We start from the raw sequence: 24,154 nt of genomic DNA, 5'->3' as shown, positions 1-24,154 counted from the left end.
GGAATGTTTATAACCGGTACGGATACCGGCGTTGGGAAGACAATTGTGACATCGGCTCTTGCCGCTGCGCTACGTGCCGAAGGTCTGGATGCAGGTGTCTGGAAGCCAGTGCAGTCCGGTTGCCTTCTTGGCAGAGGAGCCACCGATGCCGAACGTCTGCTGCAAAGCACAGGCATCTGTGAACGCCCCGAGGCTGTTGCACCTTTTACATTTGAAGCACCGCTGTCCCCAATGCTTGCCGCCAGGCTGGAGGGTGTGACGCTTAGTCTTCAGGAAATTATCGCTGCAGGTGAACCACTTATCGGGCGCTATCAGACACTGCTTATTGAAGGCGCGGGCGGGGTCGCTGTACCGCTGACTGAAGACGCGCTGGTGATAGACTTGATTTCAATGCTTCAAGTACCTGTTCTGATCGTGGCCAGAGCCGGTCTGGGTACCATTAATCATACCCTTTTGACCATTTCCTTCTTACAGCAGCGCGGAATCCCGATTGTAGGCATCATTATAAACAACAGCGAAGGTGTTGACGCACTAGATGATCCAAGTATTGCGACAAATACAGAACTCATCGAACGCTACAGCGGCGGTCTGAAGGTCCTTGGACATTTTCCATACTTACATGACGAGGCTAATCCCGAGACGCTTATCCATTCTGTTCGAAGAAGCATTCAATTAGTGCCAATCAGGCAAGCATTGTTATTACAAGGCGGTGATGATCATCCTTTGGATGAAACAAGAACTTGAGGCATTACATCGCGAATCATTGGAACGTCGCTTGCGTACCCATGTCTCTATCCCCGAAAGTCCTGGTTATGTGATGTGTGGCGAACGAGTACTGCTCGACTTGTCCTCGAATGACTATCTGGGGCTTGCCCGCCATCCCGCCATTATTGAAGCGATGCGTGATGCACTCCTCAAGGAAGGAGCCGGCGCCGGTGCCTCCAGACTTGTGACCGGCAATCGGCAGCCCTATGCACAGCTTGAAAAAGCGCTGGCAACATGGCAAAACTGTGATGCGGCGCTTGTCTTCGCAAACGGGTATACAGCCAATATTGGTGTCATTAGCGCGCTCGTGGGCCGCGGCGATGTGGTATTCAGCGACCAGCTCAACCATGCGAGCATAGTCGACGGCATTATTTTGAGCCGCGCCGAGCATGCGCGGTATCGCCATAACGATATTGAGCATTTGCGTGCCTTATTGTATAAATTTCGTGATAAACGGCGGAAGCTAATTGTTACGGACACAGTCTTTTCCATGGATGGTGATCAAGCGCATCTGCTCGACCTTATTGCACTCAAACAGGAATTCAATGCCCTGCTGATGGTAGACGAGGCACACAGCGGAGGGGTTTACGGTCCACGTGGAGAAGGATTGGCCTCTGCACTCGGAGTCAAAAATGATGTGGATATTCATATGGGAACACTCAGCAAATCGTTTGGCATCTACGGAGCTTATGTTTGCGGGAGTGAGACACTCATCAAATGGCTGATGAATAAGGCGAGGCCGCTTATCTATTCAACGGCATTACCCCCTTCTCTTATAGCAGGGGCTATCCAGGCGTTAAAGCTGGTACAAACAGAACACTGGCGTCGTAAACGGCTGCTGGCGGCAAGCGAATTTTTTCGTTCCTCATTATGTAAAGCGGGTTTTAATATTGGTAACGGTGATTCTGCAATTGTACCCTTAATGCTGGGCCATAATCATAAGGCTCTGCAATTCAGCAGTGCTCTGGAAAACGAAGGTATTGCTGCGATAGCCATTCGTCCTCCAACAGTACCCGAGGGTACTGCGCGAATTCGCTTCTCTTTATCGGCTGCACATTCCCTGGAGGAGCTGACAGATGCCATTACGAAAATCTGCAGGCTAGGACTTCAACTGGGGGTTGTGGAATGATGCGGTCACAATTAGGCGGCACTATCCTGTGGCTGACCGGGTGGAGTATGTCAAATAAGGTCTTTGATCGGCTTCGCGGGCTGCTCCCTGACTTTCATCATGTTTCTGTAGAATACAGCGCTGCCGCTTCCTCTGAGGAGATGCTGCATTTGACCGAAACGGCAGCCAAAAGCCTGCGTTCCTCTTGCTCCGGTCCTTTGCTGATAGGAGGCTGGTCACTGGGCGGGCTATTGGCACTAAAACTCGCGGATCAGAAGCTGGCAGATGGACTGATACTTTTTTCAGCAACAGCCAGGTTTACCCGTCCCAAAGAACAACAGAATCGCGGCTGGGCAGATGCCTATGTCAGACAGATGATCACCGGACTCCAAAGAGATCGACAGGCTGTAGAGCGCAAATTCAGACAGATGATATTTACGCCCTTGGAGGCAGCGTCGGAGCCCGGGAATCATCATTCCCTTATCGGGAACTGGACAACTCCGGCACTCATCGCCGGGCTTGAAACCCTCCGTCATGTGGAATGCCTTTCCCGGCTTCCGGCCATTCATTGTCCGGTTCTTCTTATTCACGGTACCGAGGATCAGATATGTCCTTACGAGGCGGCAGAGGAGCTGCTCATGCAATTGTCTCAGGCAAAGCTTCTAGCCATACCCGATAGTGGACATGCTCCGTTTGTGGGCAGGGAGGCCCTTATTGCTGAATCAATTAGGAGTTGGTGGCATGATCAGTAGAAAAGCAGCGATTGCGCGGCAATTTAACTGCAGCGCGGCAGGGTTGTATGATACTCATGCCCACGTGCAGCGCACCATGGCGGATATGCTCGCAGATATTCTTATAAAACAGACAAATGCTGATAATTCCAACAATCTCAGCTTGCTTGAGATCGGATGTGGAACTGGCATTCTAACTGAAATTTTGGTGAACAGATGGCCGCATTCGTCTATTACTGCGCTGGATATAGCACCTGCAATGCTTCTGGCTGCTGAGCAGCGTGTGCTAAGCACTGCAAACCCTGCAGGCTCGAACGATAGGCCATTATCTGATATCCGTTTTTTGCTTGCCGATGTCGAAAAGTGGGCAGCTAACATGCCTGTCTCTTCGTTCGATCTCATCGTTTCCAGCGCTTGTTTTCAGTGGTTGAGCCAACCACAGCAAACACTGAATTACCTGTATCGACTGCTTCGCCCCGAAGGGATACTCGCCTTCTCGACCTTCGGGCCTGATACCTTCCACGAGTTGCATACGGCTTTTGAAGAGGTGTACCGTGCTGAAAATATGGTGCCTCAGAGACATGGACTATCGTTTCAATCTGCAAATCAATGGATAGATTCGTTAACAACAGCCGGTTTCTCCAACATTCAATATCAATGCACGCCGTTAACGGAAGAATACGCTTCACCGAGGGATTTTCTATTATCTGTAAAAGCAGTGGGAGCCAGCACTTCAGAAGCCGTTGCTTCCCGCAGTCTCGGATCGCGGCGTCTGTTCACCAGCCTGTATAAAGAGTATGAAGACCGTTTCAGCACGCCGGAAGGTGTTGCAGCGACTTATGATATTGTACTTATTCAGGCATCAAAAACTCAATGATCACAAAAGAATATAAAAAAAGCAGGACGTTTCGTCAAGAAACGTCCTGCTTTTCAAGCATACTAAGCCGCCGTCGATTGTGTGCCTCTGCTGTTCCATTTTACAGCCAGTCCCAGACTAAGAAGGAGAATGGCCGCTCCGAAAATGTACGGCAAATTGATATGCACCTCGAACAACGTACCCGCCAGCGCAGGTCCCAGAATGTTACCGATACTCATATAGGCATTGTTCATCCCGGCAGCAACGCCCTGCTCATCTCCCGCCATTTTGGATAAAGCGGTGTTGATGGATGGACGCAGCAGCGATGTGGCGGTAAAGAAGATAACCGACACTCCGAGTACATAATAAAAATTGCCGGAGAGCAGCATAAGCACAAGGGAGATCGCAGAAAACAGAAAGGAGCCTATAATAACTCCTTTTTCGCCAAAGCGATTCAGCAGCGGACTGATGACCACAGCCTGGATCACCGTTCCGACCAGTGCCCCTATCGTAATGATAACGGCAATGTCCCGCTCATTATAATGAAACTTGCCTGTGACGAAAAAAGGAAACATCGTTTCAAAATGAGCCAACCCAAAAGTGAGCGTGAATACCATAATCAGCAGCATAAAGTACGGCTTGCGGAAAGAAAGGGCAAACTGCTTAATCACATTATCGCGTTTGACCTTGGTATTCCGAAACTTCAACTGCTTCTCGGGCGACAAAGTTTCGGGTAGGAACATCAATGAGATCAACGCAGCCAAGCCCGATACACCGGCCGAGACATACAAAGGTGTACGTATTGAAATATCAGCCAGCAAGCCGCCTACACCAGGGCCGATAACAAAACCAAGCGACATGGACGCGCCGAGCAAGCCCATTCCTCTGCCACGATTGTGTACCGTTGTAATGTCGGCAATATAAGCCATCATCGGAGGAATCAAAAAGGCAGCTCCCACGCCTCCCAGCAAACGGGAAACATACAGCATCGTCAACGAATGCCCTATAGCAAATATCACGGAAGATCCCGTCATGACCGCTAGACCGATAATAATCATTTTTTTGCGTCCGTATTTATCGGACCATTCCCCAGCTAACGGCGAAAACAGAAACTGGGTCAAGCCAAATACGGCAACCAGATAACCTCCCGTTTCACCACTGCCTCCCAAGGAACTCATAAATTTGGGAAGGATCGGAATGATAAGACCGATGCCCAGCATGGCAATAAACATATTAATCATCAAAATGAGCAGCGGCCCCATTTTCAACTGTTGTGAATCTGACATGATGCGTTTTTGTCCTCCTGAGCTGCCTTATTTCGTATACGAAAATCTTATTCAGCTATTATATCAAAACTCTTCATTATATTAATAGAGTAGAAGACAAATAACAATCACAAAATACTTCCGCTAGGCCAGAATGTTTCCTTTCATTCTGGTCATTCCTTATTGGGGGTCTTCGAACAACTCCCGGAGCATCTTGTCCTTATTATTCAGAAATTGCTTCATGATGATAAGCGTCGATTTACCCACACCGTTTTCTCCAACAATATAGGTAACAGACGGATGGAATTGGAGCTCATTCCACTGATGAAGTGCCTTTAAGTTAAACGGGTATTGGCTCCTGTCAGCGTCTGGAGGCCACAACAGCTCCAATCGGCGTATAAACAAATTGCGATCCCATATGCTCATGTCCGGTTCAGCTCCATTGCAAGCAATATACTAGGTATTTCATCATTATATTGGAACTATTTACAGCGATCAATCTGAAATCCCATTTTCGTAACCCTTCTGTTGTTATTCCCGTGATTTTTACAGGTATAATATATACTAGCCTCTGTTGATCGGGGTATACTATCTCCATGTTTTATACTTGGAGTATTCTTTTTCAAGCAGGTGAATCTATGAATTCAAATCACAAACCGATCCAATCCTTTAGAATCGTACAGTTCATGATGACCATCTACAGGCAGCGAATGACACGTATTTTGTTACCGCTGGCTGTACTCGCTTTTATTATATGGGAGGCCGGACGAGAGCTAAAAAGCTTCAATCTGGCACGCATGCTGCATGAGCTGCGGCGAATGGATGCCGCGTTCCTCATTGAAATCGGCTTGTTCTCGCTGGCAGCCGTGGCAGCCATGAGTGCATACGATTATGTGATCAGGTATCATTTCAAGCTTCAGGTCAAGCCTGGAGTGACATTTCGGTACGCCTGGATCTCCAATACCTTCAATAATGTCTTTGGCTTTGCAGGTTTTACAGGCGCGGGGCTACGCACTGTTCTGTACAAAAAAAGCGGCGTGCCGCTGGGTGTCATTACCTCTGCGGTCGTATTCCTTTCGCCTGTCGTTATTACCGGATTGTCTTTACTGGCTTGGGGAGCCATTGTCCATCTGTATCCGGTACAACCCGTACTGGATGCTCATCCATGGCTTCATTGGGCGTTATGGGGAATGGCGTTGTACCTGCCGCTGTTTCTAATCCTGCAACGATCCAAGCGTTACGCCAAATGGTTCAATAAAGGCGAGGGTCCGCTTTCCTGGCTCACCATCTCCGCCTCGATTGGCGCTTCACTGCTGGAATGGCTGATGGCTGGGCTTACCTTTGCATGGATCGGCTCATACCTGCTCCATGAGCTGCCGGTCTATGCCATATTCGGCATCTATGTCATTGCCGCGATTGCCGGACTAATCAGTCTCGCACCCGGAGGAGTCGGGGCATTCGACATCATCGCCCTGCTCGGATTGCAATTGGCGGGCGCCAATCCGGATCGGGCACTGGCAGTGCTACTGGTCTTTCGCGTCTTTTATTTCATCATTCCGTGGCTGATCGGCCTGGTTCTGGCCGCGCTGGAAATGATTCCGCGCAGCGAACGCCTGAGCCAGCTGGCCGAGACGGGCTGGGACTACTCCCTCAATGCCTGGCAAAAGGTATGGGGCTGGCCTGGACAATACCGGTTTTTGGCCGATCTGGGTGTATGGGCGCTAGGCAAGCTGGTACTTGTCTCCGGCGTTGTGCTTCTCTTGTCGGCGGCTACGCCCGGCCTGTTATATCGGCTCCGTTTTGCCGAGCATTTGCTCAGTCTGCCTGTCATGCGCTTATCGCACGAAATCTCGGTCATCATCGGAATTATGCTCGTCGTCCTGTCCCACGGGATATCGCTGCGTATTCGCAGAGCATTGCGATTGGCATTGGCCCTGCTGCTGGCGGGCTCTGTTTTCACCTTTATCAAAGGTTTGGATTTTGAAGAAGCCCTGTTCCTGCTGTTTGTCGCGTTAATGCTGTGGATTTCGCGCTCTCGGTTTTATCGGGTCAGTGCGCCACTGAATCGGCACAACATTTTCATATGGGGCGGATTATCTCTGCTCGTGACCGGGGCTTATTTTATGATCGGGGCAGGCTCCAATACTCCGTTTATGCGTCATATTCACGCCAAGGTTCATCTTGATTTTTTCATGAACCGTAGCGATTACGGGGTTACCGCCGTGTTCAGCCTGATTTTGGCATGGGTGTTCCTGACGGTGTATTTCTTCCTTCGGCCCCAACGCGGAATCGGTAGTCTCCCCGATGCGCAAGAGCTGGACAAGCTAAAAACATTTTTGGAACGGCAGGGTGGCAATCTCGTTTCTCATATGCTTTTTCTCGGTGATAAATATCTGTATTGGACCAAGGATGAACAAGTCGTGATTCCTTATGCCCGCAGCCGGGACAAGCTGGTTGTATTGGGTGATCCGCTCGGTCCAAAAGAGCAGGTGAGCAAAGCGATTCAGGAATTCCAGCGATTCGCAGACCGGCATGCGTTGACGGCTGTGTTTTATCAGGCATCACCGACATATCTGTCCATTTATCATGAGAACGGCTATCGCTTTTTCAAGCTAGGCGAGGAAGGGCTGGTGCCGCTGGAGTCCTTTACGCTGACGGGCAAAAGCAATCAGGCGCTGCGCAGTGCCAAAAACCGTTTTGACCGCGAGGGCTACTCGTTTGAAATGATCCAGCCGCCTATAGAGTCGTCACTCATGGAGGAATTGCGTCATATTTCAAATATCTGGCTGGACGGACGCAAGGAAAAGGGGTATTCGCTTGGCTGGTTTAAGGAGCCTTATCTTCAGTTAGCACCGATTGCATTGTTAAAAGACCCGGAAGGAAGGGTCATCGCTTTCGCTACCATGGCCCCTGCATATGATCATGGACAGACCATTTCGATTGATCTGATGCGCCACCTGCCAGACACGCCAAATGGCACGATGGACTATTTATTTACACGGATCATTGAATGGGGCAAAGAGAACGACTATACGACATTTAATCTGGGCATGGCACCGCTGTCGCAAGTAGGGCAAAGCGAAAAAGCACTGCGTGAGGAAAAGCTGGCCCGGCTCGTCTTTCAATACGGCGGACATTTCTACGGCTTTCAGGGGCTTCGGCGCTTTAAAGACAAGTTCAAGCCGCAGTGGGAGCCACGCTATCTGGCCTATCCGGCTTCTGTCTTTTTGCCCATCCTGACACTGGATCTGATATATCTGGTGTCCAAACGCTCCGACTAAACGAGAGCATACTTACAACAAACCTTAACACAAGAAAAGGGTGTTCCCTCAACCACGAGAACTGCTCCCCATACAGTAGACAGGTGAAAAATAAAAACCTGTTACTGTATGGGGGAGCATATCAATGGTTGCAGGAACACCCTTTTGCTTTAGAGAGAACAACTCTTATTAGAAGCTGCCTTTTACAACAACTTCAGACAGCGGGAAACGTCCTGATGGACGTGCCGGCACTTGTGCCTTACCTACACTAATGAGCATAACTGGCAGATATCGTTCAGGAATGTTGAATTGCTCAATCAGCTGCTGCGGAATGAATCCGCCCAGAGCGCAAGTGTCATAGCCCAGAGACTTGGCAGCCAGCATTATGTTTTGGGCTGCCAAAGCGGAATTCAAAACCGCTGCATCACGAGCGATTTGCGGATTTTGGTATGCGCCGTTGATTTGGCCTACCAAAGCGTCACGGATCTCTGCCGGCATTGTGCCCGCCTGTACCGCCTGATCATAAATAACTGCGTTACGGTTCGCTTCCAAATCCCCCAGTACGGCAATCGTTACGGAGCTTTCCGCTACTTGGCCTTGGTTGTAGGCGATAGGCAGCAATTTTTGCTTGTCCTCTTCGCTCTCAATGACGAGGAATTTCCAGTGCTGAAGATTCCAGGCCGAAGGAGCTTGTACCGCAGCTGTCAAAATAGCCTCCAGATCTTCTGCTGGCAATTTGAAATCTTTAACATAACTTTTTACAGCGTGTCTCTCACTAATAACGGACAGAGTTTCATTTTTTTGGATGTTCGACATTCAGGGCACACTCCTATTGTTCACATAATATATATTTATCTTTAAATCCTTATTAACTTCCTAAACTAATGTAATTATAAAAATGCTAGTGAATGATGTCAACATGTTTAAGAATGACCCAGCACTCAAAATACAGTACAATACAAAATAAGACAATCACATCGGCAGGTGCCCGCCGATCGGACAAGACACGATGAGTTCATACTATCACCATTTGAATGAAAAAGGAGTGCTACAATGATTGGATCGTTTAAAAAAACGGATATTGCTTTGTTTGCTGCCTGGATAGTAGCTTGTGTGGCCACCTTGGGCAGTCTGTATCTCAGTGAAATTTTGGGATATGAACCTTGTAAGCTGTGCTGGTTTCAGCGCATTCTGATGTATCCCCTGACCCTGTTACTCGGAATTGCTTATTTTAGGGGAGATACAGGAATACGCCGGTATGTCATGCCACTGGCGATCATTGGAGGTGCAATTGCGGCCTACCACTTTACCATTCAGCGTATCCATGCAGCCGCCAAAGCAGCTGCGCAAGCTTCAACCTCCTGCGGCAGAGTATCCTGTGAACAGGATTACCTGAACTGGTTTGATTTTATCACCATTCCTTTTCTTGCCCTCGTGGCCTTTATCCTTATTATTGCAGCTATGGGTTATATCATGCGCCAGGAGAAAAAATCAGCGCAGGTAGGGGTACAAGCCGGGGAAGTCGCATAACATAAGAGAGACCTGATTATAGGGCCAGGTGCCATCCTAGAAGCGTATAATCCGCTTGCCGGAGGAAAGACTGCAACTAAATATATCCATTAAATTTGTGGTATAATGATAAGGATTTGCAGTCTGTCCAATAACGCTTATATTCCTTATAGAGGGGGCCTCAGTCCATGTTTCATATCAGCACCCCGATTTTGCAATATGGTGCGACCTTCGGCATGATCCTGATCGCAATTTCGGCTATTTTCATCCGTATGAAGACAGGTCACCGCCCCATTAACGCCAAAAAGATTATCATCCCGCCGCTCGGCATGAGCACTGGCTTTATGATGTTTGTTGTGCCGGAGGTACGGGTTCCCTGGCTTTGGGCACTTGGCGCTTTTTTGATAGGCTGGTTTATTTTTTCCTATCCGCTGATCCGCAGCACCAAGTTTGAACTGCAGGATGGACAGGTTTTCGTGCAACGCTCACGCACCTTCTTTTTTATCCTGTTCAGCCTGCTGATCGTCCGACTGCTGCTGCACGAGTTTATTGAGCATTACATTACCATTCCCCAGACAGCAGGGCTATTTTTCATATTGGCCTTCGGCACCTTGCTGCACTGGCGGCTGCGTATGTATTTTCAATATCGCCAATTTGTGCCGGACGAGACGGAAATCCGCATCTGACAAACGGATATTTCACATGCATGCATTGGCATGCTGCTGTATAAATCAAAAGACACGTAAGGATCATCATCTTTTAACCTCACCAAATTTATACCACGGTTGAGGGAATAGCGATAATGGAGAAGAGAAGAAAACGGGCCTTTAGAATCGCTTCTAAGGCTCGTTTCGTGTTCCGGGAATCATATTTGACCCCCTAAAAATGTTGAATTTCTAAAAATCAAAGTAGTTTTTCAGTTGGTCTCCTCGTGGTGGAGGAATATCTGGAGACGGTCCGGCAGTACCGGCAGATTGGTTTTGTTCGGCGCGAAGCGGCGATTACGCAGGCGTATACCTATAGAGAACATCAATCTACCAATTATGATCAGCAAACAGACGGAGGATATGGCCACATATAATGTTAATAAGGAGGCGGAGCTATTGATGTCTGATCGGTAAGCTTACTTATTCTTCTTATTTTCGGAATTATGAAGGAGAATGCCAATTATCAAGACTAACAATATATAAACTGTTTCATCACCTTTAATTATATGAATATTAAACAGAGAGAGAATGAAAACCACAACATTAAACACTATGAGACTGATAAGCATGTATAAATAGACCATATTTATGACCTCCAACTAATTTAAAGGTACCGGCATAATCTTTGCCCGGTACCTTTATTTTTTTGTGAATTATTTTAGAAAGAGAAATTGAATCTGTCTGTGTATTCCTGTTGTCCTGCGCCAGAGAAGTCAATGCTGAAATAATTAAGTATTGCTAATGCTACACCAGGAATGGTCTTGTGAGCATAACCAATTTTCACTGAACCAGTTTGGCCGGCAAGTGATTTTGGAGCTCTTACTTCTTGTTTTGCATAACCATCTTGTGGATCTGGATATCCAAACATATCTACCTCAAAAGAATTGCCTTCATTTTAATTCTTCTATACTTCATTGGTGTACTGATAAAGATGGGAACCACTTCTCCAGTTATGGACGCTATAAGGTGATCCATAAGGAGTTACCTTACTTTGCCAGGCCATTGCAAGTGTATCGGTATAATAATTTAGAGGGCCTCTGTCCCAGCTATACTGAGCATAAATGGAGTATCTATTTTCTGCGCTATTTGCAGAACCATTTTTAATTGCATAGCCGTGCAATCTGAAAATTCCATCCCTGACATCCTGAGTGGAGATTTTATCTGACGGTGCGACTGTCTAGCCAAATTCATCTTTAACAACCACTTCAGGGTCTAATTTCTCGACTTTTATTTTTGTGTCACCATTACTTGCAATGTCTTTTTTTAATCCCAATGACGTAAAGTCTAATTCTTCGTCAGTAAAGCCCATTTGTTTTAAGTAGTCGTCAATTCCCGATTCGCTTTTTGTACTTGCATCTTTAAAGGGTTCTAAGCCTTGTGAGTCTGACTCTGCTGGATTTGCGGAAACAGGGATGGAAATTACCAATAAAAAAATGAGTGTCAGCAAGGTTACAGACAGCTTAATGACAAATATGAACTTTTCACAGATGGATTGTCAAGATGTTACTTCATCTGTCCTTTGATGACTTTCATCATACTTTTACCAGTTGCTATAATTGCTTCTTCTGCCGAACGTGGTGTCCATCCAAGTAGACGTTTGGCTTTTTGATTACTCGTTGACATATCTTTTCCCAAGAGTGTTGCAATCATTCTTAATTTAGGATTGAAAACCGCCGCAAAACGAACGATAATATTCGGAATTTCCCTCACCGGCACGTTTTTAGCATCTTCCCCTAAATTTTCCCTCAAAATATTCGCAATCTCTAACGTTGAAAGATTCTCTGCACTAGAAGCTATAAAGCGCTCTCCACTTGCTTCGGAACGCACCATTGCTAAAATATGCAACTCTGCTACATCTCGAACATCTACATAATCAGAATAAATTTTTGGGACATACTTTAGTTTGCCCTCTAACATTTGGCGAACAATATCATTTGAATGAGAATAATCATTACCTAGGATTGGCCCCATCACACCAACAGGATTTACTGTTGCAAATTCTAATCCGTCCCCTTCTTGTTGGATAAATTCCCAAGCAGCTTTTTCAGCGAGTGTCTTGGACTTTTGATATGGATGAATCCTTGCGTCCGTATTGGACCAATCTTCTTCGGTATACGGCCCTATGTGATGCTTATGTCCCACACCAATCGCTCCGAAAGCAGAAGTTAAAATAACACGTTTGACACCTGCAGCACGTGCTGCTCTTAACACTCGTAAAACACCCTCACGTGCCGGTTGAATCATTTCATTTTCATCTTTATAAATTTTATTGGGTGTTGGAGAAGCGACATGGATGACATAATCTGCTCCTTTAATAGCATTATCCCAGTTCTTATCAGAAGTTAAATCTGTTTGAACAAATGACAAATCCTCGAAATTTGTCACCCCGCCTGACATTAACATGGCTTTCACTTCACCTTGTCTACTCATTGTACGAAGTGTTGCTCGCACACGATACTTTTTTTCTAATAATTTCAAAATGATATGAACGGCGATAAAACCTGAACCTCCGGTCACAAGCACTAATGGTTTGTTATTTGCTGACATCGTAAATACTCCTCTCAGTTAACGTTACACCTGTAACATGTTGTACACTATAATAAGACTGAACATTATCAATAGCAATGAAGGAACAAGCATATGTGACAAAATGGAGGAAGTGTTATGGCAGCAACTGAACACGCACAAATTTTAAAAAAAGACACAAGAGAATGGATTACTATTGCATTGCTGGAGCTTTTGCAAACAAAAAAAATATCAAAATTGACGATTTCAGAACTCGTTAAAAAAGCTGGAGTCAGCCGGATGGCATTTTATAGAAATTACGAAAGTCTTGAACATGTATTGGTGGAGTACTACGAACCTAAATTTGCGGATATATTCAATAAAATTGCATTCAAAAGAAATCATGAACAAAAAATAACAGATATGACCAACTTTTTTCTTGAATTATCCCATGATTTTCAATTAGCCATTGAAAGTGATTACACAGGGTTACTTTATCAAATTTTTAAGAACCATATTACTCAATTTTATGATGAGATCATTCCCTTTCCAGACTGGACAGGTGCGAAACGAGACTATTGGATTCACTTTATGAGTGCTGGTGTTTTTGAAATTTGGGTGATGTGGATAAAGAATGGCCAAAAAGAAACTATAGAAGAAATCTCAACACTCATTCGACTTTTTCAAGAGTTTTTTTGTGGCCTATAATTGTCCTGATTATGGCCTAGAAGTGGCCCGCCACTGGACTTTTGCTGTGGTAAATTTATATCATGGAAAATCAAATGAGGAACAACACCGCAGCTTTCGAGCCTCGGTGAATCAGGTCGGCCGATGAGCCGGCCTTTTTGTTGTCCAACTAAATGTAGCCGATCCAGCTATCGTTTTCCTTTAAGTTTTATTTTCCACACACCTGAACACTGACGAATAAAGCGAAGCAATATAATAATATATTTACATTTTATTACATGAGGATGTGCTTTTATTTTTATCTCAAGTAATCCATTTTATAGAATATTATAATCGTTACGTGGGATTGGGAAGAGGCATATTTTTGCATAAGGAAGGATGTGGTTTCTGACTGAACATATTGATGTTTATTCTGAATACATACGATTGTACTGATTAATTAGTTCGTCCAAAAACATAGCCTGCTCAAGTACGCAAGCATGTCCAAAACCATATTGTTTATAAAGATCATGCAATCGTTGTCTGGCACTTTCTATCTGTTGATTTAACGTTAAATTTTCATCATTGTTCATGTTCATTACCCCCTAATGAATCATTTTAGGAGGTAATGAACAAAAGCATTATGATCTTTTTTAGCCAAAAAGTCACAAAAAAAGACCAGCATGAAAGTCGGTCTATGGTAATAATTGGATAATTTATTAAGCCGTGCCAATATGCCCTTGAACTTGGATAATGTTAGACTTGCGATTCCGCCTGGAACTGGTAGTGCGAATACCAGTAAAAAGCTAGTTGTTGCCAAAACTAAAGCCATCTTCTTGATCATTTTTTTCCACACCTCCTCATAAGCAGAATAAAATTGTGCCCGTGTTTCAGGATCAGCGTATTCACTGAAACGGAAAAATAAGCCTGCACAATTAGAAATAAGTAGCGCATGGTTAATTATACCAGCATTTTCCAAAGCTTCTATTAAACATTTGAAACCATATGAATATCTGCCTTTGTTCAGGTTGTATTTGGCCAACTTATACCAGAATCGTACAGTTTCTTCGAATATAACTTGCTGCTCTGTTAATATACTCGTGTATGCTTGATCTCGATAAACTGCAATTTGGGGTTCGAAGCGCTGAAGAATATGATCAATGTCGATGTTGTACCGATTAGCTACTTCTACAACGTTTAAAAGCTCAGCAAAAATATGTTGTCCGCCTGATATATGGCCAACGTAATCTGACAGCACACTCATATCTCCAGACATAAGCCTATTAACGTAGGTATTAATTTTAGCCCATTGCTCAAATTTACCTAACCATTGGATTGTATCTGAATCAGTTTCCTTAACCCAATTTAGAGTAGTATAGCCATGTATATGCTCTAAAGCCTGTTCATGATCTCCATTCGCATCACAAGCATATGCACACAACAGTTCAGCGTAGGCTATGTATACAAAAAGAGGCCTGCTAAGTTTCTTATCCAGTTTAATTTCACGCTTGGAGTTATGAGCTAAATCGTATTGAATCTGTCCTAACTTATACATTTGACATGAAAATTTATAGACCTTATCCCACATTTCAATGATCTATACACGTTTGCCAAGTCTTTCAGGGCATCCAGTTGGTCAACTTCATCCAAACGGTCGACAAAAGGTTCAAATTTAGCAGCCGTTTGAAGATTTTGAGCCTGATCCTTCCCTATCCGAAGGCTGAACAGCCGATACTGGCATACAGCAAGTCGTTCTGAATGTTGTTTTCTTTCGCTCTCAGCCACGTTTTCATAAAGGTAAGCTGTTATATCCCGATATCCTTTGTGGAACAAATCCTCAGCCAGTTCAAAGAGAGAATATTACAACTATTTCCATGTTTGAAACCGTTCGTCTGTTTGCAACAACGGAACAGCTAACAAAGTATCAAAATATCTTACAGGGAGTGCATTCACATGAGAAAAACATTAGTAGTTACATTTATGCTGATGATATTTGCTCCTTTCAATCACGGTGTTAACGGGTAACAAGCAGAGGCCACTTGCATCAAGCAAGTGGCCTTCAGTCTGTCCTTCGGACAGCCTTCTTCTACATATCTGCTTTTTATTGCTGGGTCAAAATGATCGGGCCGTCCGCTGTAATGGCCAGCGTGTGCTCGTATTGCGCCGACAAGCCACCGTCCAGCGTACGTGCGGTCCAGCCGTCCGCATCAATTTTACTGCGGTACGTGCCTGTGTTGAGCATCGGCTCAATCGTAATGACCATGCCTTCTTTCAGGCGCGGCCCGCGATGCGGCGGCCCATAATGTGGAACCTGCGGCTGCTCATGCATTTCTTGCCCGATGCCGTGACCGATAAATTCGCGTACGACCGAGAAGCCCTCCGCTTCCGCATAGGTTTGAACCGCATGAGAAATATCGCCAATCCGGTTGCCGACAACAGCCTGCTCGATCCCTTTATACAGAGATTCCTTGGTAACGTCCAGCAGCTTTTGTGCCTGCTCAGACACAGTACCTACAGCATACGACCAAGCGGAATCCGCCAGCCAGCCGTTCAGATTCACAACCATGTCGATGGTGACGATGTCCCCGTCCTTAAGCGGTGTTTTATTGGGAAACCCATGGCAAATCACATCATTAGGTGATCCGCAAGTGGCAAATTGGTATCCGTTATAGCCCTTTTGCTCTGGCGTTGCACCATGCTTTTTCATGAATGATTCAGCAAAGGCGTCAATTTCCAGTGTCGTAATGCCAGGATTGATCATTTTGGCAATTTCCCGGTGGCATGCGGCCAAAATCTCGCCCGCTTTTTTCATATTTTCAATTTGTTCTTTAGTTTTAATGATAATCATTAAACGGTCTCCTTCTTTTCCTTGTTCGTTCCACTTTTCACTGCTTTTTTTGCTGCCTCTATTGTAACCCTAAATGCAGCGAAATGGAAACGGTTCTCTCTCCGGCTGCTTTCGGTTTGATTATACTGATGAGTGTGTTAATTTAACGATAATAGCCAATAACGGTAAGTGAAGGGGAGATTAACTATGGCAGATACCCGATATATGATCGGCGTCGATATCGGTACAACCAGTACCAAAGCAGTGCTTTTTGAAGAAAACGGCCATATTGCCGCTCAGCAACATGTAGGCTATCCACTGCATACACCCGAGCCGGATGCGGCGGAGCAGGACCCGGAGGACATTTTCAAAGCCGTGGTGACGACGGTGCAAGAGGTCATGAAACAGAGCGGAGTGCCAGCTGAACATGTGCTCTTCGTCTCCTTCAGCTCGGCCATGCACAGCGTACTGGCGGTGGACCAGAACGGCAAGCCGTTGACCGCCTCCATCACCTGGGCAGATAACCGCAGCGCCAAATGGGCTGACGCGCTCAAGCATAAGTACAATGGACACGGCATTTATTTGCGCACCGGGACGCCCGTTCATCCCATGTCACCGCTGACGAAGCTGATGTGGATTACACGTGATTTACCAGATATTGCGGCTCAGGCATACAAATTCATCTCGATTAAAGAATATGTCTTGGCCCGGTTATTCCATCAATATGTGGTTGATCATTCGATTGCCTCCGCGACAGGCCTCATGAATTTGCGGCAGCTGGATTGGGATGAGGAAGCGCTGCGTATTGCAGGTGTGACAAAGAAGCAGCTGTCCGAGCTGGTGCCGACAACTCATGTGCTGAAAGGACTGGATCAGAACTACGCGCATGCCATGGGGCTACTGGAAACGACTCCTTTTGTGATCGGAGCCAGTGATGGCGTCTTGTCCAACCTTGGCGTGAATGCAATCAAGCGGGGGGTTGTCGCTGTCACCATCGGTACCAGTGGAGCCATCCGCACTGTGGTCGATCAGCCGCTGACCGATGCCAAGGGACGCTTTTTCTGTTACGCGTTGACCGAAAAGCTGTGGGTGATCGGCGGTCCGGTCAACAACGGCGGAATTGTGTTCCGCTGGATACGGGATGAATTTGCAGCCTCCGAGGTAGAAACGGCCAAACGCTTGGGAATCGATCCGTATCATGTGCTGACTCAAATCGCAGAACAGGTGCGTCCTGGCTCGGACGGCCTGCTCTTCCTCCCGTTCTTATCCGGCGAACGCGCCCCCCTGTGGGACCCGAATGCGCGCGGCTCCTTCTTCGGCCTGTCTCTGCGCCACAAAAAAGAGCATATGATTCGCGCCGCACTGGAGGGGGTGCTGTTCAACCTGTGCACAGTCATGCTCGCGATGGAAGAGGTCATCGACAGGCCGTCGGTCATTCACGCCACAGGCGGGTTCGCACGCTCTGAGCTGTGGCGCCAGCTTATGGCGGATATTTTCGATCAGGAGGTCATTATCCCTGAAAGCCTGGAAAGCTCCTGTCTCGGCGCAGCTATTCTGGGCTTGTATGCACTGGGACGGATTGACTCACTGGATGCTGTATCCAGTATGATTGGCACCACTCACCAGCACAAGCCTGTGGCAGAACATGTGGATATTTACCGTAATTTACTGCCGATTTATATCCGCATCTCACGTAAATTTGAAGAAGAGTTCAAGGAAATGGCAGCGTTTCAGGCCAAGTCCTTACAAGCTTTTAATTAATGGAACCTATCCCATCATGGTTGCGTATTACCGTTTCATAACAACCTGTCTATATCAGAATATGAGATGAACGTTCAATTGGACAGGATCAGAAGGAGGATTAGACGATGCTCAAAAACATACTGCACCGCCTGCTACATTCCACCTCTCATTCCCACAATCGGCGCTACAGCAGCTCAGAACGTTATAACGACCGTAGACGTTATTCTTCATCGGACGGCTACAAAAACAGTCATAATGGACACCAATATTACAAGGACAAACGCCGTCATTACTCCAGTTCCTAGCCGAGCAGCAAGCGAACGTGACGGAATATATCGAAGCGCAGGAAGGAAGCCTGCAAGCTCCTTCCAATCCAATAAAGCGAAGGCCCTGAACGAAAAGGGCCTTCGCTTTATTGTTGTGCGCCCTTCTTGTTGCAGGGCAGTTTTACGGCTGATCCTTTAGTTGCAACAATGCTTCCTCCAGCTCCAGCACAAATTGCCGGCCATGCTCATACCGTGGACGAAGCTGAAAAAGCCGCTCCAGCACACGACGCACAGGTGGACTGAGCTCCAACTCCTCCTGCCAGCTGCCCGGCGGTTGATCCGGCTGAGGCTCATAGCTGCTATACAGCATAAACAGCATCAAGTGGCCGACATCATACAAATCGCTATAGACAGCGACGTCCTGCCGCTCAGGCGCTCGCTTGTCCAGCATGGCTTCAGCAAATATATCCTCCTGCCGTTCTCCTACCGCCAGGGCAAGGCCAAAGTCAATCAGGTACGGCTTCCCCTCACGGTGAATCACATTGGGTATGCGGATATCCCGATGCATATATCCACGATCATGTACATGCAAAACCCGCTCCATCAGTTCCAGCATATAGACAATGCATTCCCGTTCTGTAAAGGTACGCTCCTCTTCAAAGATTAGCTCCTCCAGCGTCCTGCCCGAGATATATTCCATCACCAGGAACATTCCGTTCGGATGCTCCACTCTTTCTAGCAGCTTCGGAATACAGGGATGGTCCATCCGGCACATAATATCCCCCTCACGCCGCAGCAGCTGAGCAGCCTTGGCCCGCTTGCTCGGTCTGGGCAGCTTGACCGCAACCTCCTGCCCGCTGTGCTCGTCCCTACAGAGATAGGTCAGACCATAGCTCCCCATGCCCAGCAGCGAAAAAATACGATAACGTTCGCTTAGTAAATCGCCAGGCTGTTTCGGGTAATCTATCCATGATTGATAAACATTTCGCAACCAAGCAAACATAATCCTGTCCTTTCCTGTACATGCCTCGGCAAAGCTCTTCCTGCGGCTTGCCCTCCGGTTCTTTGGTTTGACTTTACCGCTATTATAGCATCACAAAAAAGACCACCAGAACCGGGAAGGTTTAATGGTCTTGTCCGAATGATGAAAAGTTAGCTATGCCTCTCTACGTCTGCGCGGCGCTAAGCCAAGCCAGGACAGCAGTGAGCCTCGGGATTTACGCTGCCTGCCCTGATAGGTCCTCAAATTGGTAATTAACTTTCGATCCCGTTCCTCGTCGGCCCGTTCCTTCATCCAGCGTTTTTGGTCCTCCAGTTGGTTAGACAGGCTCATATTTTGGGCCACCAAACGACTATGCTCTGCTTCCAGCTCATCTAAGCGACTTCGGATCTCCAGCAAAGCGCTTTGCATCATATCCTGCATCTGCATCAAGTCTTGCGGCTTAATAGGTTCCTGTGTTTGTACCGATACAGGTGCTTGTTCCAGCCTGTGCTCAATAGTTGACGCCAACGACTGATACGGCCCCTGTGGCTGCAGCCGCACTGGTTCCTCTGAACGTTCCTGCTTCTCCTGCAAGCCTGCGAACTCCGCAGCAGCAGCGGCCTCCGCCAGGTTCACAGGCACATCCCTACCTCCAGATGCCGCCAATATTTCCTGCCAGGTCGCAGCCAGCGACTCCGCATCCGAGACGGGCGGCAAGCAGATTTCCTCCTCGCCTCCGCATGGTGCGGTTACTCGCTCAAGCACCGCCTGTACTGCCTGATCCATCGTCATATGCTCTTCACGCAGCGCTCTTCGCATGATCGTGAAGCACTCTACATCTTCCAGACTGAACATTCTCGACTGGTTCGCAGAACGCTGAAACACATATCCCTGCTCCTCCAGTGCTGCCGCATATTTACGAAGGGTACTTGCCCCGATCCCCAACATTTTGGCTGCTTCCATCGTCGATCTGCTTTCTTCCATTATTCATTACCTCCCCGGATGGTATGGAAAGAAATAAGCTTGTATATGTACATTTCGCGAAATCAACTGGAAACCCTTTGGCAAAAAAGTTCTAATATTGCAGACTGCTAGGAACCTTTGTCATCACCCAAAATTCAAAAAAAATGCAAGAAACGACATGCCTAAAGATGCTGCTGTTTCGTAAATATTAGACCCTTTCCAAAGCTTCACATAAATGTAATACTTCCGGCATTCTAATGTAATGTTTTTTGACATTTATTTTATATTTTCCTTAGCTCACATAGATGTTTTCTAACGATAAGATGGAACCACACTATTCTTTTTCCATTTAAAACAACGATTATTTTACATTCATCCCTTGTCTTATCCTAAAAAACAGCTTTATTTACACTTGTTTTTAAATTATTCGGCATAAAGGCAACACAATGGATATTTTCAAAAAACGAGCAACATGTTATGTTATGTAACGTAAGATGGATTTCAAACATTATCTATAGCATATTAACGTTCACTGGAACGAGGAGGAAGCATCAATGAAGGGGAAGGCGAGGAAAGTAGCGATTGTTGGTGCGGGAATGGTCGGTTCGAGCTGTGCCTACTCTATGGTCAATCAGTCTATTTGTGACGAAATCGTGATGATCGACCGCACATATGACCGGGCCTTGGCACATGCGCTCGATCTATCTCATTGTATGGATTTTACGTCCACACGTACTAAGGTACATGCGGGAACGTATGCAGATTGCACAGATATGGATGTTGTAATTATAACAGCAGGGGCCAATCCGAAGCAGGGACACGACCGCCTGTCGGTGTTGGATAACGCAGTGATTATCACTCGGGAGATTGTAACAGCCATTATGGAGAATGGTTTCGATGGTATTTTCGTCATTGCAGCTAATCCTGTCGATATCGTGACCTATCTGGTGCAGAGTATTTTCGGTCTGCCGCGCAACAAGGTGATCGGCACAGGCACCTCTATTGACTCATCCCGCCTCAAGACGCTGCTTTCCGAAGTATTTTCCATCGATCCCCGCAGCGTGCATGGATATGCCCTTGGCGAACATGGCGATTCGCAATTCGTTGCCTGGTCACACGTCACGATTGGCGGAAAACCGCTCTTGCACATTTTGCGTCAGCATAAAGAGCGATTCAGCCACGTAGATCTGGAGGACATTGCCCGCAAAACGAAGGATGCAGGCTGGGAAATCTTCACCCGCAAAGGCGCCACTTATTTTGGGATTGCCAATGCACTGGCCTACATTACCCGTTCCATTTTGAATGATGACGGTAAAATTATTGCGGTTTCTGCCGTATTGGATGGCGAGTATGGACATACCGATGTCTGCACAGGCGTGCCAGCGATCATCGGCCGCGGAGGAATTCAGGAGATCATCGAACTGGAGCTAAATCCAGAGGAGCAGATCAAATTCGATGCCTCCTGCCGCCTCATCAGCAATAATATTCGTGCCATGCCTGGCCTCGTGTAATCAACAGAAGTTGCCTTTAGATGTTGGAGCAACAGCGAGCAGCACATCCAAAAAAGCTCCTTGTACCGATTAAATCGGCGCAAGAAGCTTTTTCTATATCTCTTTATAACGAAATGCCGCCAGACCCGCCAATGCAAACACAACAAAGCTCCCCAGTACAACGGTCATTAGTGTCCCCGTTGGCACCACGAACGCTCCAAAGCTGTCTCTTCCGCTCGGCATCATCGCAAGTAAAGGCTGTACCCACGGATAGTATGGAGCGTATGTCTGGGAGTTGGCGATCAGCATATTCGGTACAGTGAAGACAAAATTCAAAGCAAGCGGCGCGGCAAAGCTGGACCACAGGAAGGACACCATGAGCTGCAGCGCAGCCATCGGCAGACAGGCCGCCCAGCCTGCGAGCAGACTTTGGACAATCACGGTCCAAGGAATCGGTCCGCTCATGTCCCGCATCGCTCCAATACCCAGCAGCGACGCCCCGAACAAGAGCTGGGTCAATCCGACCAAGGCCATGATGATCGTCAGCTTGGCTGCGTACAGACTGGTGCGGGATAATGGCAGTGACAACAGCTGCTTCCAGCCGCCGCCTCCATGCTCGAATCGGCAGACCAGGGATGCAAACACGGCGGTCAGCATCGGCATGAATAGCAGCGCATGTATTATAAGCATGGCGGACAACAGCGCCACCCAATTTCCTGCGGGGTTTGCCAGCAGACCAATCAGAACGGCAACCGCCGGGCTGATGAGCACAAGCAGCCAGACGGGCGATTTAGCCATTTTTATCCGTTCGACAGCAAGCAGCCGTATATATCCTCCGAACATTACGCCACATCCTTTCGGCTAAAATGGGCCGCTGTCAGCAGGCTGAGAAGAATTCCCGTCCCACATCCGACGGACGCAAATACCCACGCATGCGGCGCAATCCATGCGAATTGCGGCCAAGCTAGCGGAAACCATTCAGACAGCTGTGAGGCAAACATGCTGCCGATGCCCAGCGTAATGCCCAGTGTTACAGGCAGCGCCTGATTTTGGAACGTGACTGTTAGCCACAACAGCAGTACGAGTATGGGCAACGCGCCGCTCAGGGGCCAAAACCCGATCCGCAGCAATTCGCCTACCGGTACTGGCTCTCCCCCAAAGCCAAGGAGCATTCCCAGCCCCCACGCTCCAATCGTCAGGAGCAGACAGGATACGCACAGCATACCGATAGCCAACATCAGCTTTGCCATATACACACTGAATTTCGATATAGGCAAAGCCAGCAGCTGCTTCCAGGAGTTGGATGAATGCTCCACATTCGCCAGCATGGAAGCAACCATGGTGGCCCCCAGCACCACCGCAAGGGGAACAAACATAGCGATGTTGCCCATCAAGGCTTCCCACAAACGGCCTTTGTTGCGCGGAATCAGATAGTCATAGCGGAGTCCGAAGTTTAGCGCCTGCATCGCCACCAACCCCAGGGGACCCAGGAATACCAGGAACCAGATTCCTTTTCTCCGCGCTTTGAGCAGATCCGCAGTCAGCGCTCGCAGCATCATAGGGAGCCCCCTCCCTTGCCTACCACTTGCATAAACATATCCTCCAGCGATTTGCGGCGTTCCTCCACACGATACACAGCATGCGTGTTTTCGACCAATCTTCTGATCAGTAGCGCAACAGCCGCATCGTTCATGTTTTCAAAATCAAGCGCAGCCCCGTTCTTTACCGAATGGTACCCCTGCTCACGTGCAATCAGCTGAGCGCCCTCCGGCTCCGATACTACGATACGAATTCCTCCTGAGGATTCCTGACGGAGATTGTGAATTGTATTTTGGAAGACCAGTTCTCCTTCACGGATAATACCGACGGTACTGGCCATCTGCTCAATTTCGCTCAGCAAGTGGCTGGATACCAGGACGGTGATCCCCCGTTCCTTGGGCATCGAGCGAATCAGTTCACGCATTTCCTGAATGCCCTCCGGGTCCAGACCATTGGTAGGCTCATCCAGAATAAGCACTTCAGGATTCCCCAGCAGCGCAGCTGCAATGCCCAGTCTCTGCTTCATTCCCAGCGAGTAGCCTTTGACCGGACGTTTGGCATGCTTGGTCAGCCGGACGACCTCCAATACTTCCGCAATGTTCGCTTTGGGCACATTCAAAATGCGGCGAATTGCCTCCAGATTTTCGACTGCATTCAAATGACCGTAATACGAAGGATATTCTACCAAGGAGCCGACTTTACGCAAAATATCGAGCTTATGTCTGCGAATATCCTGTCCGAATATGTGAATCGTTCCGCGGGTCGGGCGAATGAGTCCGAGCAGCATTCGGATCGTTGTCGTTTTGCCCGCTCCGTTCGGGCCCAGAAAGCCATAAATATCTCCACGTCCTATTTTCAGGTCCAATTGATTAACTGCAACACGGCCTTTGTATATTTTACTGAGACCTTTCGTTTCAATAATGGATTCGTTCAAGTTCCTCACCTCGATACCTATCGTAGCGTACCAAGTTT

At 47.4% G+C, this 24,154-nt stretch carries 24 protein-coding genes and 2 pseudogenes; 12 read left to right on the top strand and 14 right to left on the bottom strand.

Translation table 11 applies throughout. The features are described 5' to 3' along the window. Positions 1 to 3: 3 nt before the first annotated feature. Genes bioD through bioC form a run of 4 tightly spaced genes read left to right on the top strand, consistent with a single transcriptional unit; the run spans position 4 to position 3,481 of the window. Positions 4 to 744 (top strand): dethiobiotin synthase, encoded by a 741-nt coding sequence (gene bioD, locus JO375_RS05685; RefSeq protein ID WP_229523538.1) that lies wholly within the window; start codon positions 4 to 6, stop codon positions 742 to 744. After that, positions 728 to 1,894, top strand: a complete 1,167-nt coding sequence (gene bioF, locus JO375_RS05680; RefSeq protein WP_229523537.1) for an 8-amino-7-oxononanoate synthase — start codon at positions 728 to 730, stop codon at positions 1,892 to 1,894. Before bioD ends, bioF begins: the two co-directional genes overlap by 17 nt. Continuing rightward, positions 1,891 to 2,625: an alpha/beta hydrolase gene (locus JO375_RS05675; RefSeq protein ID WP_229523536.1), complete on the top strand. Its 735-nt coding sequence runs from the start codon at positions 1,891 to 1,893 to the stop codon at positions 2,623 to 2,625. The genes bioF and JO375_RS05675 overlap by 4 nt, the downstream gene beginning before the upstream one ends. After that, a complete protein-coding gene (bioC, locus tag JO375_RS05670; protein WP_229523535.1) occupies positions 2,615 to 3,481 on the top strand; it encodes a malonyl-ACP O-methyltransferase BioC in 867 nt (288 codons plus the stop codon). Before JO375_RS05675 ends, bioC begins: the two co-directional genes overlap by 11 nt. 62 nt (positions 3,482 to 3,543) lie before the next feature. On the opposite strand, the gene JO375_RS05665 is transcribed toward bioC, so the two are convergent. After that, complete coding sequence (locus tag JO375_RS05665) at positions 3,544 to 4,746, bottom strand: MFS transporter (protein WP_229523534.1); 1,203 nt, start codon at positions 4,744 to 4,746, stop codon at positions 3,544 to 3,546. A 225-nt stretch (positions 4,747 to 4,971) separates the two neighbouring features. Beyond that, positions 4,972 to 5,151, bottom strand: a pseudogene (locus JO375_RS05660) (AAA family ATPase); the annotation flags it as partial. A gap of 212 nt (positions 5,152 to 5,363) precedes the next feature. Between JO375_RS05660 and mprF the strand changes: the two are divergent. Next, a complete protein-coding gene (gene mprF, locus JO375_RS05655) occupies positions 5,364 to 8,006 on the top strand; it encodes a bifunctional lysylphosphatidylglycerol flippase/synthetase MprF (RefSeq protein WP_229523533.1) in 2,643 nt (880 codons plus the stop codon). Positions 8,007 to 8,174: 168 nt separating this feature from the next. Here the strand turns inward: mprF and JO375_RS05650 are convergent, their stop codons facing one another. Next, positions 8,175 to 8,801 (bottom strand): nitroreductase family protein, encoded by a 627-nt coding sequence (locus JO375_RS05650; RefSeq protein ID WP_229523532.1) that lies wholly within the window; start codon positions 8,799 to 8,801, stop codon positions 8,175 to 8,177. A gap of 237 nt (positions 8,802 to 9,038) precedes the next feature. Between JO375_RS05650 and JO375_RS05645 the strand changes: the two genes are divergently transcribed. The 3 genes from JO375_RS05645 (at position 9,039) to JO375_RS05635 (ending at position 10,575) form a co-directional block, all read left to right on the top strand. Beyond that, positions 9,039 to 9,515 (top strand): disulfide oxidoreductase, encoded by a 477-nt coding sequence (locus tag JO375_RS05645; RefSeq protein ID WP_229523531.1) that lies wholly within the window; start codon positions 9,039 to 9,041, stop codon positions 9,513 to 9,515. Between the two features lie 167 nt (positions 9,516 to 9,682). Further along, positions 9,683 to 10,180, top strand: a complete 498-nt coding sequence (locus JO375_RS05640; protein WP_229523530.1) for a CcdC family protein — start codon at positions 9,683 to 9,685, stop codon at positions 10,178 to 10,180. Between the two features lie 245 nt (positions 10,181 to 10,425). Next, the gene (locus tag JO375_RS05635; protein WP_229523529.1) at positions 10,426 to 10,575 is read left to right on the top strand and encodes a hypothetical protein; all 150 of its coding nucleotides are present in this window, start codon (positions 10,426 to 10,428) and stop codon (positions 10,573 to 10,575) included. A gap of 284 nt (positions 10,576 to 10,859) precedes the next feature. Here the strand turns inward: JO375_RS05635 and JO375_RS05630 are convergent, their stop codons facing one another. The 3 genes from JO375_RS05630 to JO375_RS05620 all read right to left on the bottom strand — a co-directional run bounded on the left by JO375_RS05630 (position 10,860) and on the right by JO375_RS05620 (position 12,748). Continuing rightward, on the bottom strand, positions 10,860 to 11,069 hold the full coding sequence (locus JO375_RS05630) for a hypothetical protein (RefSeq protein WP_229523528.1): 210 nt from the start codon (positions 11,067 to 11,069) through the stop codon (positions 10,860 to 10,862). A 309-nt stretch (positions 11,070 to 11,378) separates the two neighbouring features. Next, positions 11,379 to 11,648 carry a hypothetical protein gene (locus JO375_RS05625; RefSeq protein WP_229523527.1) on the bottom strand — a complete coding sequence of 90 codons (270 nt, stop codon included), beginning with the start codon at positions 11,646 to 11,648 and terminating at the stop codon, positions 11,379 to 11,381. Positions 11,649 to 11,704: 56 nt separating this feature from the next. Further along, entirely contained in the window at positions 11,705 to 12,748 is a 1,044-nt protein-coding gene (locus tag JO375_RS05620) for an SDR family oxidoreductase (protein ID WP_229523526.1), read from the bottom strand. 117 nt (positions 12,749 to 12,865) lie between these two features. On the opposite strand from JO375_RS05620, the gene JO375_RS05615 reads away from it, so the two are divergent. Further along, entirely contained in the window at positions 12,866 to 13,414 is a 549-nt protein-coding gene (locus tag JO375_RS05615; protein WP_229523525.1) for a TetR/AcrR family transcriptional regulator, read from the top strand. 386 nt (positions 13,415 to 13,800) lie between these two features. On the opposite strand, the gene JO375_RS05610 is transcribed toward JO375_RS05615, so the two are convergent. From JO375_RS05610 to map, 3 genes and pseudogenes are all read right to left on the bottom strand, one after another. After that, positions 13,801 to 13,965, bottom strand: coding sequence for an aspartyl-phosphate phosphatase Spo0E family protein (locus JO375_RS05610; protein ID WP_229523524.1), 165 nt, complete (start codon positions 13,963 to 13,965; stop codon positions 13,801 to 13,803). Between the two features lie 213 nt (positions 13,966 to 14,178). Then, a pseudogene (locus JO375_RS05605) lies at positions 14,179 to 15,229 on the bottom strand (transcriptional regulator); the annotation flags it as partial. Between the two features lie 244 nt (positions 15,230 to 15,473). Then, complete coding sequence (map, locus tag JO375_RS05600) at positions 15,474 to 16,220, bottom strand: type I methionyl aminopeptidase (protein WP_229523523.1); 747 nt, start codon at positions 16,218 to 16,220, stop codon at positions 15,474 to 15,476. 186 nt (positions 16,221 to 16,406) lie between these two features. Here map and gntK point away from each other — a divergent pair, with 186 nt between their 5' ends. Both gntK and JO375_RS05590 read left to right on the top strand, forming a co-directional pair. Next, positions 16,407 to 17,960, top strand: a complete 1,554-nt coding sequence (gene gntK, locus JO375_RS05595) for a gluconokinase (protein WP_229523522.1) — start codon at positions 16,407 to 16,409, stop codon at positions 17,958 to 17,960. A gap of 107 nt (positions 17,961 to 18,067) precedes the next feature. After that, on the top strand, positions 18,068 to 18,247 hold the full coding sequence (locus tag JO375_RS05590) for a hypothetical protein (protein ID WP_229523521.1): 180 nt from the start codon (positions 18,068 to 18,070) through the stop codon (positions 18,245 to 18,247). Between the two features lie 142 nt (positions 18,248 to 18,389). Here the strand turns inward: JO375_RS05590 and JO375_RS05585 are convergent, their stop codons facing one another. Both JO375_RS05585 and JO375_RS05580 read right to left on the bottom strand, forming a co-directional pair. Beyond that, positions 18,390 to 19,211: a serine/threonine protein kinase gene (locus tag JO375_RS05585; protein WP_229523520.1), complete on the bottom strand. Its 822-nt coding sequence runs from the start codon at positions 19,209 to 19,211 to the stop codon at positions 18,390 to 18,392. 153 nt (positions 19,212 to 19,364) lie between these two features. Then, complete coding sequence (locus JO375_RS05580) at positions 19,365 to 20,174, bottom strand: MerR family transcriptional regulator (protein ID WP_229523519.1); 810 nt, start codon at positions 20,172 to 20,174, stop codon at positions 19,365 to 19,367. A gap of 533 nt (positions 20,175 to 20,707) precedes the next feature. Between JO375_RS05580 and JO375_RS05575 the strand changes: the two genes are divergently transcribed. Continuing rightward, positions 20,708 to 21,664, top strand: coding sequence for an L-lactate dehydrogenase (locus JO375_RS05575; RefSeq protein WP_229523518.1), 957 nt, complete (start codon positions 20,708 to 20,710; stop codon positions 21,662 to 21,664). Between the two features lie 93 nt (positions 21,665 to 21,757). On the opposite strand, the gene JO375_RS05570 is transcribed toward JO375_RS05575, so the two are convergent. From JO375_RS05570 to JO375_RS05560, 3 genes are read right to left on the bottom strand one after another with little or no spacing between them, the layout of a single operon-like run. Further along, on the bottom strand, positions 21,758 to 22,486 hold the full coding sequence (locus JO375_RS05570) for an ABC transporter permease (RefSeq protein WP_229523517.1): 729 nt from the start codon (positions 22,484 to 22,486) through the stop codon (positions 21,758 to 21,760). Then, positions 22,486 to 23,202 carry an ABC transporter permease gene (locus tag JO375_RS05565; RefSeq protein WP_229523516.1) on the bottom strand — a complete coding sequence of 239 codons (717 nt, stop codon included), beginning with the start codon at positions 23,200 to 23,202 and terminating at the stop codon, positions 22,486 to 22,488. The genes JO375_RS05570 and JO375_RS05565 overlap by 1 nt, the downstream gene beginning before the upstream one ends. After that, complete coding sequence (locus JO375_RS05560; protein WP_229523515.1) at positions 23,199 to 24,116, bottom strand: ABC transporter ATP-binding protein; 918 nt, start codon at positions 24,114 to 24,116, stop codon at positions 23,199 to 23,201. Before JO375_RS05560 ends, JO375_RS05565 begins: the two co-directional genes overlap by 4 nt. Between the last annotated feature and the right edge of the window lie 38 nt (positions 24,117 to 24,154).

Origin of the sequence: Paenibacillus farraposensis (assembly GCF_020736845.1) — a bacterium.
GTDB classification, from domain to species: Bacteria; Bacillota; Bacilli; order Paenibacillales; family Paenibacillaceae; genus Paenibacillus; species Paenibacillus farraposensis.
This window is presented reverse-complemented; position numbering and strand designations above follow the sequence as displayed.

What these genes read in the sequence shown, in the direction of transcription:
- JO375_RS05570 (WP_229523517.1), bottom strand. Translation starts at nt 22,486, where the DNA reads ATGTTCGGAGGATATATACGGCTGCTTGCTGTCGAACGGATAAAAATG.
- JO375_RS05665 (WP_229523534.1), bottom strand. Translation starts at nt 4,746, where the DNA reads ATGTCAGATTCACAACAGTTGAAAATGGGGCCGCTGCTCATTTTGATG.
- gntK (WP_229523522.1), top strand. Translation starts at nt 16,407, where the DNA reads ATGGCAGATACCCGATATATGATCGGCGTCGATATCGGTACAACCAGT.
- bioD (WP_229523538.1), top strand. Translation starts at nt 4, where the DNA reads ATGTTTATAACCGGTACGGATACCGGCGTTGGGAAGACAATTGTGACA.
- JO375_RS05580 (WP_229523519.1), bottom strand. Translation starts at nt 20,174, where the DNA reads ATGGAAGAAAGCAGATCGACGATGGAAGCAGCCAAAATGTTGGGGATC.
- JO375_RS05640 (WP_229523530.1), top strand. Translation starts at nt 9,683, where the DNA reads ATGTTTCATATCAGCACCCCGATTTTGCAATATGGTGCGACCTTCGGC.
- JO375_RS05615 (WP_229523525.1), top strand. Translation starts at nt 12,866, where the DNA reads ATGGCAGCAACTGAACACGCACAAATTTTAAAAAAAGACACAAGAGAA.
- JO375_RS05620 (WP_229523526.1), bottom strand. Translation starts at nt 12,748, where the DNA reads ATGTCAGCAAATAACAAACCATTAGTGCTTGTGACCGGAGGTTCAGGT.
- map (WP_229523523.1), bottom strand. Translation starts at nt 16,220, where the DNA reads ATGATTATCATTAAAACTAAAGAACAAATTGAAAATATGAAAAAAGCG.
- JO375_RS05585 (WP_229523520.1), bottom strand. Translation starts at nt 19,211, where the DNA reads ATGTTTGCTTGGTTGCGAAATGTTTATCAATCATGGATAGATTACCCG.
- bioF (WP_229523537.1), top strand. Translation starts at nt 728, where the DNA reads ATGAAACAAGAACTTGAGGCATTACATCGCGAATCATTGGAACGTCGC.
- JO375_RS05590 (WP_229523521.1), top strand. Translation starts at nt 18,068, where the DNA reads ATGCTCAAAAACATACTGCACCGCCTGCTACATTCCACCTCTCATTCC.
- bioC (WP_229523535.1), top strand. Translation starts at nt 2,615, where the DNA reads ATGATCAGTAGAAAAGCAGCGATTGCGCGGCAATTTAACTGCAGCGCG.
- mprF (WP_229523533.1), top strand. Translation starts at nt 5,364, where the DNA reads ATGAATTCAAATCACAAACCGATCCAATCCTTTAGAATCGTACAGTTC.
- JO375_RS05565 (WP_229523516.1), bottom strand. Translation starts at nt 23,202, where the DNA reads ATGATGCTGCGAGCGCTGACTGCGGATCTGCTCAAAGCGCGGAGAAAA.
- JO375_RS05575 (WP_229523518.1), top strand. Translation starts at nt 20,708, where the DNA reads ATGAAGGGGAAGGCGAGGAAAGTAGCGATTGTTGGTGCGGGAATGGTC.
- JO375_RS05610 (WP_229523524.1), bottom strand. Translation starts at nt 13,965, where the DNA reads ATGAACAATGATGAAAATTTAACGTTAAATCAACAGATAGAAAGTGCC.
- JO375_RS05650 (WP_229523532.1), bottom strand. Translation starts at nt 8,801, where the DNA reads ATGTCGAACATCCAAAAAAATGAAACTCTGTCCGTTATTAGTGAGAGA.
- JO375_RS05675 (WP_229523536.1), top strand. Translation starts at nt 1,891, where the DNA reads ATGATGCGGTCACAATTAGGCGGCACTATCCTGTGGCTGACCGGGTGG.
- JO375_RS05630 (WP_229523528.1), bottom strand. Translation starts at nt 11,069, where the DNA reads ATGTTTGGATATCCAGATCCACAAGATGGTTATGCAAAACAAGAAGTA.
- JO375_RS05645 (WP_229523531.1), top strand. Translation starts at nt 9,039, where the DNA reads ATGATTGGATCGTTTAAAAAAACGGATATTGCTTTGTTTGCTGCCTGG.